Consider the following 7384-nt stretch of genomic DNA (forward strand, 5'->3'; position numbering starts at 1 on the left):
CGCGCAGCATGGTGGGTGTGGGCGTCGGCATGGTGCACCGGTTCTGACGCACGCCGTTCGGATCTCGGGGAAGGAGGGGCGCCGCGTTTGCGGCGCTTTTTTCTTTGCGCGTGCGAAACGCGTGCGACGCGCGCGCGACGCAGGATAGGCGCTTGCTGGTGCTGTCGGATGCTCGAAGGCGGCGACGCCGTTTCAGGCAGAATTCGTTTTTCGACAGCAAACAGCCACGGACGACGTGCATCATAGGTGAACGGGCGCATGCAGCCAGCCGGCGTGCCAAATTCCAGCGGCTGCTACAATCCTGCGTCATTGCAATGAAGGTGAACACATGGGCTTTGAACAACTGGCGAAGCTAAGGGACGAGCTCGCCAAGCAGGCGAAGGCGCAGCGTCAGCAGAAGCAGGCTGCGGACAAGCACGCCGCTCATCCGGGCGGCAAGGATGCGAAGGCGAAAGACGCGAAAGCGCGCGACCCGAAAAACAGGGACGCGAAAGCGCGAGACGCGAAGCCGTCAGCCGCGCCCGCAGCGAAGGCCGCGGGCAAGCCGGCGTCTGCGCGTCCGGCCCAGAAGCCGCAGAATCCCGTCGATCCCGTCGTGCATACGATCGGCAAGCTGCAAAAGCGCTTCCCGCTCGCGTTTCCGAAGAACCCGGCGCCGAAGGTCGCGTTGAAGGTCGGCATTCTCGAGGATCTACTCGCGCAGGCCGCCGAACTGAAGCTGACCGAGCAGGAAGTTCGCGACGCCGTGAGCACGTGGTGCCGCGGTAGCCGCTATTGGGCGAGCCTGACGGAAGGTGCGCCGCGCGTCGATTTGACGGGTGCGGAAACGGGCAAGGTCACGGCGTCGGATTCGGCGTTCGCGCGGCGTCGCGCGGGCGGTCGGTCGAAACCCGCCAAGGCTGGCGATGACGCGGCCGTGGCCGCACAGGCCGCCGAACAACCCGTCGCCGAGCCGAAACCCGACGCGCCAGCGGATACGCCTGCAGCCGACCAGGCACAGGGCTGATGACCATCGCCGGGACGGACCGGCGCATTGGGTCGTTCGGCGGATTCTGGCCTGTCACGGCGGTAGGTTGCCGCTGGTGAAATCGGTCGGCGGGTCGCGCGGCGCAAAAAATCATCTCTTCAAACAGCGCCTATCGATCTGCCGCGTGTGACGTTCTCGCGTCGAGAAGCGGGCAAGCCGCTTACTTCAACCGATTTCTTCGTTCTCGCGTCACGCCGCACAATCTCGATGCCGCTCACGCACCGAGCGCCAAGGTCGGAGCGCGCCCAAGGCTGACGTTCAACTTGCTTCACGAACAGAGACACCGCTGCGGGAATGCTTTGCAGCGGTATCTGTTTTGTGATCGAGCGTCCACAAGGTATGTCGCTTGCTACGTGTCGGCCAGAAAGCGGGCGGTCGCGTCGCGCCTATGCCGCGCCGCCGCGACCTCGCACTGCATCGCATTGCCTCGACGCATTCGGCTCGCAAAACGCCGATGCACGCGTCCGCGAAGAACGGGCAGCGCAACATGATTGACGAAGGATGGGAGACATCATGGAGATGAACTATTCGTCGTGCACCGTCGGCGTGACGGCTGGCGTCGCTGACGGCCATGTGATTGCAAATGTGCGCATCTATCGTCCCGCGACGACCGACGCGTCGATGGAAACATACGAGTTCGAAGTGCCGGGTCATTTCGTGGACGGAAAGGAGGCCATCGTCTTCGCGACGGAGTGGGCGAAGGAGTGGATAGACGAGCACTGCCTGTAGCGCCGCGCGCCCAGGCATCGGCCGCGCGGGCGCCGCGCGCCGTGACAGGAACGCTTCGTGCGGACCGCACGGTAATCGGCGTAGCCAGTGGCGATCATCCGGACGCAGCGACATGCAGCAGCAGCGGGACAAGCAGCCTGTGAGCCGCGCCGAGCGCGCAAGCGTGCGGCCCGCCCGGTCATGGGCGGCCGACGTCGGTCCGGGACTCACCACGCTTGCCTCCGATAACGACCCGGGCGGCATCGCCACCTATACCTTGGCAGGCGCATGGTACGGATATGACCTGTTGTGGGTGTGCGTCCTGTCGTATCCGTCGATGGTCGCGCTGCAACTGATCGCCGCGCGGGTCGCGTCGATCACGGGGCAGGGACTCACGGCCAACATGCGCGCGCATTACGCGCCCATCTTTTTCTATTTCGCCGTCGCGCGTTTCCTGATCGCGAATACGTTCAACATTGCCGTCGACATACTGGCGATGGGGACAGCGATGCGCGCGTTCACCAGCGCTCCCGTCGCACTTCTCGCGCTGTCATGCGGCGCGCTGTCGATCGCCCTGCAATGGTTCGTGCCGTATGCGCGCTACGCGCGCGTGGTGCAATGGTTCACGCTGGGCATGTTCGCGTACGTCGGCGTGATCGTCGTGCTGCATGTACCGTGGCAAACGATCGGCTGGCGGATGTTCGTTCCGCACGTCATCTGGACGGAAAGCTATACCACGATGCTGATCGCCGTATTCGGCACCACGATCAGCCCGTACCTGCTGTTTGCACAGGCAGAACAGGAGGTGAGGGCGCGCGAGGAAGACGCCTCGACGCGGCGGGCAGACGTGTTGACACGCGAGCTGCGCAAAGTGCGGCGCGATACGTTGCTGCGAACCGCGCTCTCGAATGTCGGCGGACTGGTGGTGATGATCGCCTCTGCCGCCGCATTGCACTGGATGCATCTCGCGCCGGGCGAACCCGTGGCGCTCGAGCGCGTCATCGAACCGTTCGCGCACGGTTTCGCGCCGCAGGTACTCGGCATCGCGCTGATCGGCACGGCGCTGCTCGCGTTGCCGCCGCTGGCGGGCTCGGCCGCGCAGGCCGTCGCGAGTTCGTTCGACTGGCGTCGCGGCGAGCGCGCGACACGCGTATTGCCGTGCTGCTGATCGCAATCACCGCGCTCGGCACGGCTTTGGCGATGCTGCTGTCCGCGCTCGGCGTCGATCCCGTCATGGCGCTCTATTGGAGCGCCATCGTCAATGGCATGACGATCACGCCCGTGCTGATTCTGCTCATTCTGCTGAGCGCGAAACGCGAGGCGATCGGTGATCTGGCGGCGCATGTGTCGTTGCGCGCGCTCTGCTGGGTGGCGACGCTTGCGACAGGCGTCGCGCTCGTCGCGCACTATGTGCTGGCAATCGTCTGAGCGAACGGCGAAAGATCAATGAGGGCGAAGGCGCGCATGGTTCCCGCGATATGATTAAGCTCACCGACTTACATTCGCTGACGCCCTGATTCACGTATTGCGGAACAGCAATTGCCGGGCGCCTGATCGCGCAACTTCCGCTTTTCCCATGTTTCATCTTCCACTTAAGTCGGCGCCTCGATCTCCCGCAGATCGACGTCAGGAGCAGTTGTCACGCGGTTGCGTCCCATCGCTTTCGCCATATAGAGCGCTGCGTCCGCCTGCGCCATCGCGGCCTCCAGCGTGTCGCCCGGCGCCATGCGGGCGACGCCCGCGCTCAGCGTGCAGCGCGCGCCGGAGCCATCAGACCGTTCGACCGCCAGCCTCAGCATGTTTGCCAACGTCTCCGCATCGGACTTTCCGGTGTCGACGAACAGGATTCCGAACTCCTCCCCACCAAGGCGTCCGAAAAGATCACGCGGGCGCAACTGACTGGACACGACCGACGCAAAATGCGTCAGCGTGCGATCGCCGACAGCGTGGCCGAAGCCGTCGTTTATCGCTTTGAAGTTGTCGATGTCGAGAATCGCGATAGACAAGGGCGCGCCCGTTGTGCGCGCCGCAGCATGCAGATCGTTTGCCCGGGTCATGAACGCGCGCCGCATGAGTACGCCCGTCAGTTCGTCGATCGTTGCGAGCTTTTCCATTCTTCGCACGATCTGATCGTGAGCCAGCATCGCCATGCCTATCGACATGCATGGCAAAGTCACGATCGCGAGGCCGAGAAACAGATCGCTCCACGGTACGGGCTGCCAATAGCTGACGGGCGACACGATGCCGAAGCCGATCGCAACGGCGCGCGCGACATGGACCAATGCGCCAAGATAGGCCGCTGCAGCGACGAACCGATATCCGTATAACGTGCCGTCACGCGGCGCGTGACGGAGCGCCAAGGTGCCGATCGCAATCCGTCCATAGGCGATGACGGCCGATGCGAGCACGACTCGCGCTTCGACGCTCGGTGCGACGCACGTAACATACACGAGCGCAGCAAAAGCGATGATGAATGCCGCCAGTTCGATGCGCCGCACGGGACGCACACCGAAGAACTGACGCGTGCCCTGCACGAGCAGCGCCACGGCGACGAACGTGACGAACGAAGCGCCAACGATAGCGTGTGAATCGAGCCGGTCACCGACGGTCGACAGATACAACGAAACCATCGCCAATAGCGCGTAGGCCGCGCACCAGCGGTCTATGCCCGGCACTGCCGCCCGACGCAGCGAACCCAGGATTGCAACGCTCATCAGGCAAGATACGAAAAGGATGCCGAACAGAGCGAGTGGGCTGGGCATGACGTTAATCAGGCGGAAGAAAGTGGATAAACCGAATAAACGCGACGCAGTCCAAAAAGCGAAAGTGAAATGAAATCAATACGAAGCCGTGCGTCGATTTCGGCGGAAAAGCCGTATCGTAGCGCAGATGCGCTTTGAAAAATCCGAATTGCGATGAGGGCAGGGCAAACCGTGGACGAATGCCCTTCGAACGCGTCACGCCGAAGGTCTGCCAACCACTCGCCGGCTCGCTACGACGATGAACGCGACAAACGGGCAAGAAAGCTTCGCATGATGGCCGCGATTTCATTGGGCTTTTCGTCGAGAGCGAAATGGCCTGCGTCGAGCACATGGACTTCGGCATTCGGCAGATCGCGTTGGTAGGCGGGTACCTCCGCGAGTTGAAACGACGGATCATATTTGCCCCACACGATCAGCGTCGCGGGCTGATGCTTCTTGAGCCAGGCCTGCCACGCGGGATAACTCGCGACGTTCGTCTGGTACGAATAGAACAGGTCCGATTGGATATCGGCCTCGCCGGGGCGGCTCAGGAATGCGAATTCGTCGGTCCAGAGGTCGGGATTGATTGTCTCCGGATGAGGATTCGATCCGACGTGTCGTTGCCGGGTCGATGCAAGCGATAAAAAATTCTCACGCAATGCAGCCTCGTGCGCAGCGCGATCTTTCCAGAATGCGCGGCGCGTCGTCCACAGCGGCCCGAGGCCATCTTCGTGCGAGACCGCGTTCTGGATGATCAGCGCATCGATTCGTTTTGGATGCTGAACGGCGAGCCGCATACCGATCGGGCCGCCATAGTCCTGCACATATAAAACGTAGTGTTTCAGCCCGATCGTTTCGATAAAGCGTTCCGTGACTTCCGTCAGATGATCGAACGTGTAGGCGAAGTCTTTCGCATCGGGCGCGTCGCTATGACCGAAACCCGGATAATCCAGCGCCACGAGATGATAGCTGTCCGCAAGTCGCGACAGGAGCGGATCAAACATGCGCGACGACGACGGGAAGCCGTGAAGCAGCAGAATAGTCGGGGCATCGGGCTTGCCGGCTTCGCGATAAAAGATCGACAGGCCATCTACTTTTACCGTTCGATAGTAAATGGGAAGATCCGGCGTGCCCGTCCTTGAGGAATCGCCTTGGGCGGGAGACGCCGACGTCATCATCACGCTGACACCGACAATCAAAGAAGCAAGCACGCGCAGATTGAACACGGAAGACTCCTGAATGCTACGTCTGGACCGTGCATAGTCTACGAGGATAGGCGAGGGCGCGCAGTGCAACAGTACGGGAACGCGGTCATCAGAAGCTGATTCCGTTGCATCACAAAACTCGACATGTTATTAATCGCCGATGTACCGAAAACGCTTTGATGGAATGAACTGTTCGATCGCTCGCGCCCTCGACGAGGTCGGCGAGTGGTGGACCCTGCTTATCGTGCGGGAATGCACGCAAGGCGCGACACGTTTTGACGAGTTCCAGCGCGAGCTTGGCATCGCGCGAAACATACTGACTGCGCGGCTCGAACGTCTGATTGAACTGGACATCCTCGAACGGTTTCCACTCGAGGAGCGTGCCAATACGTACGGATACCGGTTGACCGAGAAGGGATCGGAACTGTACCCCGTCCTGGTTGCACTCATGCAGTGGGGCGACCGTTGGCTTGCGCCAAAGGGCAAACCGCCCGTCACACTGGTCGAACAGTCAAGCGGGAAGCCCGTTCAGCCGATGGCCGTGCAGGCAAGGCCTGGCCGCAAGCTGACTTATCACGACGTGCGTTTTGCTGCCGGTCCCGGCGCGACGAAAGCTACGCATGCAGTGATCGACAATCGCAACCGGCGCGTGCTGGGCGACGACGGCTAAAGCCAGTGCTCGTTTGGCGGAATAAGGTTGTGTGACGAAACTATATGCAGCTCAGTTGCCTCATGCCACTATCCCGGTCGGCAAGCGACGCGGCGGATTGAGTGCAGGTGCGGCTATCGAGTTACCCGGATGACAGCGCGAAAGCAGCATGCTTCCTGAGCATGCGAGGCTGCGAGGAGCAGGGGCTGCCTTTATTCTGCGATGCGCTTGAAACTGGCGTAGTAATCGTCGGTGTAATAGCAGTCGCCTGTTTGCTTGCGCGGTCCACCGCATACAATCCGGCGTTGCCCGCGATCTTTCAGGCCAGGCGTGCGAACCGTGTACGTGTGGTAGTAACCGCGCGGATGCTCGGGCAGCAACAGCGCACTGTTACGGAACAGGACGCCGTCATCGCGATAGGGAAAGGGGCCGCCCGCTTTGATCAGCCGCAGCGTATCGGCTGCTTCTTCGGACAATTGCGCTTTGGTGAGCGTGCCCAGCGCGCCCGATGCAGTGGATGCGCCGCTCGCGCCTTGAGGCGGCTGGGCAGGCGCCTGGCTCGCGGAGGCGCCCGATGCTTCAGTGGCGCTTTGCGATCCTTCCTTGCCGCATCCACCGAGGATCGCACTAAAAGCGACGATGCAGGAGAAAGCCCAGGCTCGCTTCATAAAGCGGTTCTCCCTTGTTGGATTCGGCGGCACGGATGAACGTAAAGGTATCGCCAATGGCTGAGCGAATCAATGTTCGGCTGAGGACGGCACCTTTTTCTGCGTCCATGTGCGTTAGCGTCGTTGGACAGCCTCGACGCACGATAGGAGCGGAAAAATTTCTTGTAGAGATTTCGCACGGCGGTCGGTTGGGGTTTGGCGACTGCTTGGTATCGCGTGTGAGGGTGCCATCGGAGGGGCCGTCGCCATAACGTTGATTTGACATAATCTTAATTATCAACGTTCGCATGTGTAGTGGCTAAGTTGTAATGTCCGCTTTTAGCCAAGTTCAGATGTCCGCTTTTCGGACCATCGTAAGCTGACCGGCCGCCGGCTAACCGGCACCG

The 7384-nt window shown here is 61.6% G+C and carries 9 protein-coding genes; 5 read left to right on the forward strand and 4 right to left on the reverse strand.

The features are described from left to right. The coding region (locus H3V53_RS41820) for a hypothetical protein (protein WP_336602841.1) at window positions 1–244 on the reverse strand (244 nt) is incomplete at its 3' end. An 84-nt stretch (window positions 245–328) separates the two neighbouring features. Here H3V53_RS41820 and H3V53_RS41825 point away from each other — a divergent pair. The 4 genes from H3V53_RS41825 (at window position 329) to H3V53_RS41840 (ending at window position 3163) form a co-directional block, all read left to right on the forward strand. Further along, window positions 329–1006, forward strand: a complete 678-nt coding sequence (locus H3V53_RS41825; RefSeq protein ID WP_336602842.1) for a ProQ/FinO family protein — start codon at window positions 329–331, stop codon at window positions 1004–1006. A gap of 534 nt (window positions 1007–1540) precedes the next feature. Further along, window positions 1541–1756 (forward strand): hypothetical protein, encoded by a 216-nt coding sequence (locus H3V53_RS41830; RefSeq protein ID WP_054926144.1) that lies wholly within the window; start codon window positions 1541–1543, stop codon window positions 1754–1756. A 112-nt stretch (window positions 1757–1868) separates the two neighbouring features. Further along, window positions 1869–2903, forward strand: coding sequence for an NRAMP family divalent metal transporter (locus H3V53_RS41835; protein WP_336602843.1), 1035 nt, complete (start codon window positions 1869–1871; stop codon window positions 2901–2903). Next, window positions 2894–3163, forward strand: coding sequence for a hypothetical protein (locus H3V53_RS41840; protein WP_336602844.1), 270 nt, complete (start codon window positions 2894–2896; stop codon window positions 3161–3163). Before H3V53_RS41835 ends, H3V53_RS41840 begins: the two co-directional genes overlap by 10 nt. Before the next feature lie 164 nt (window positions 3164–3327). Here H3V53_RS41840 and H3V53_RS41845 read toward each other — a convergent pair whose 3' ends face one another. Together H3V53_RS41845 and H3V53_RS41850 are read right to left on the reverse strand one after the other, a co-directional pair. After that, window positions 3328–4449 carry a GGDEF domain-containing protein gene (locus H3V53_RS41845; protein ID WP_336602845.1) on the reverse strand — a complete coding sequence of 374 codons (1122 nt, stop codon included), beginning with the start codon at window positions 4447–4449 and terminating at the stop codon, window positions 3328–3330. A gap of 278 nt (window positions 4450–4727) precedes the next feature. Then, entirely contained in the window at window positions 4728–5654 is a 927-nt protein-coding gene (locus tag H3V53_RS41850; protein ID WP_419539746.1) for an alpha/beta fold hydrolase, read from the reverse strand. 187 nt (window positions 5655–5841) lie between these two features. Here H3V53_RS41850 and H3V53_RS41855 point away from each other — a divergent pair, with 187 nt between their 5' ends. Next, a complete protein-coding gene (locus H3V53_RS41855; protein WP_054926149.1) occupies window positions 5842–6351 on the forward strand; it encodes a winged helix-turn-helix transcriptional regulator in 510 nt (169 codons plus the stop codon). Window positions 6352–6542: 191 nt separating this feature from the next. On the opposite strand, the gene H3V53_RS41860 is transcribed toward H3V53_RS41855, so the two are convergent. Next, window positions 6543–6998 carry a ribonuclease gene (locus H3V53_RS41860; protein WP_336602847.1) on the reverse strand — a complete coding sequence of 152 codons (456 nt, stop codon included), beginning with the start codon at window positions 6996–6998 and terminating at the stop codon, window positions 6543–6545. Between the last annotated feature and the right edge of the window lie 386 nt (window positions 6999–7384).

This window comes from Paraburkholderia bengalensis, assembly GCF_037126505.1.
Taxonomy (GTDB): domain Bacteria; phylum Pseudomonadota; class Gammaproteobacteria; order Burkholderiales; family Burkholderiaceae; genus Paraburkholderia; species Paraburkholderia bengalensis.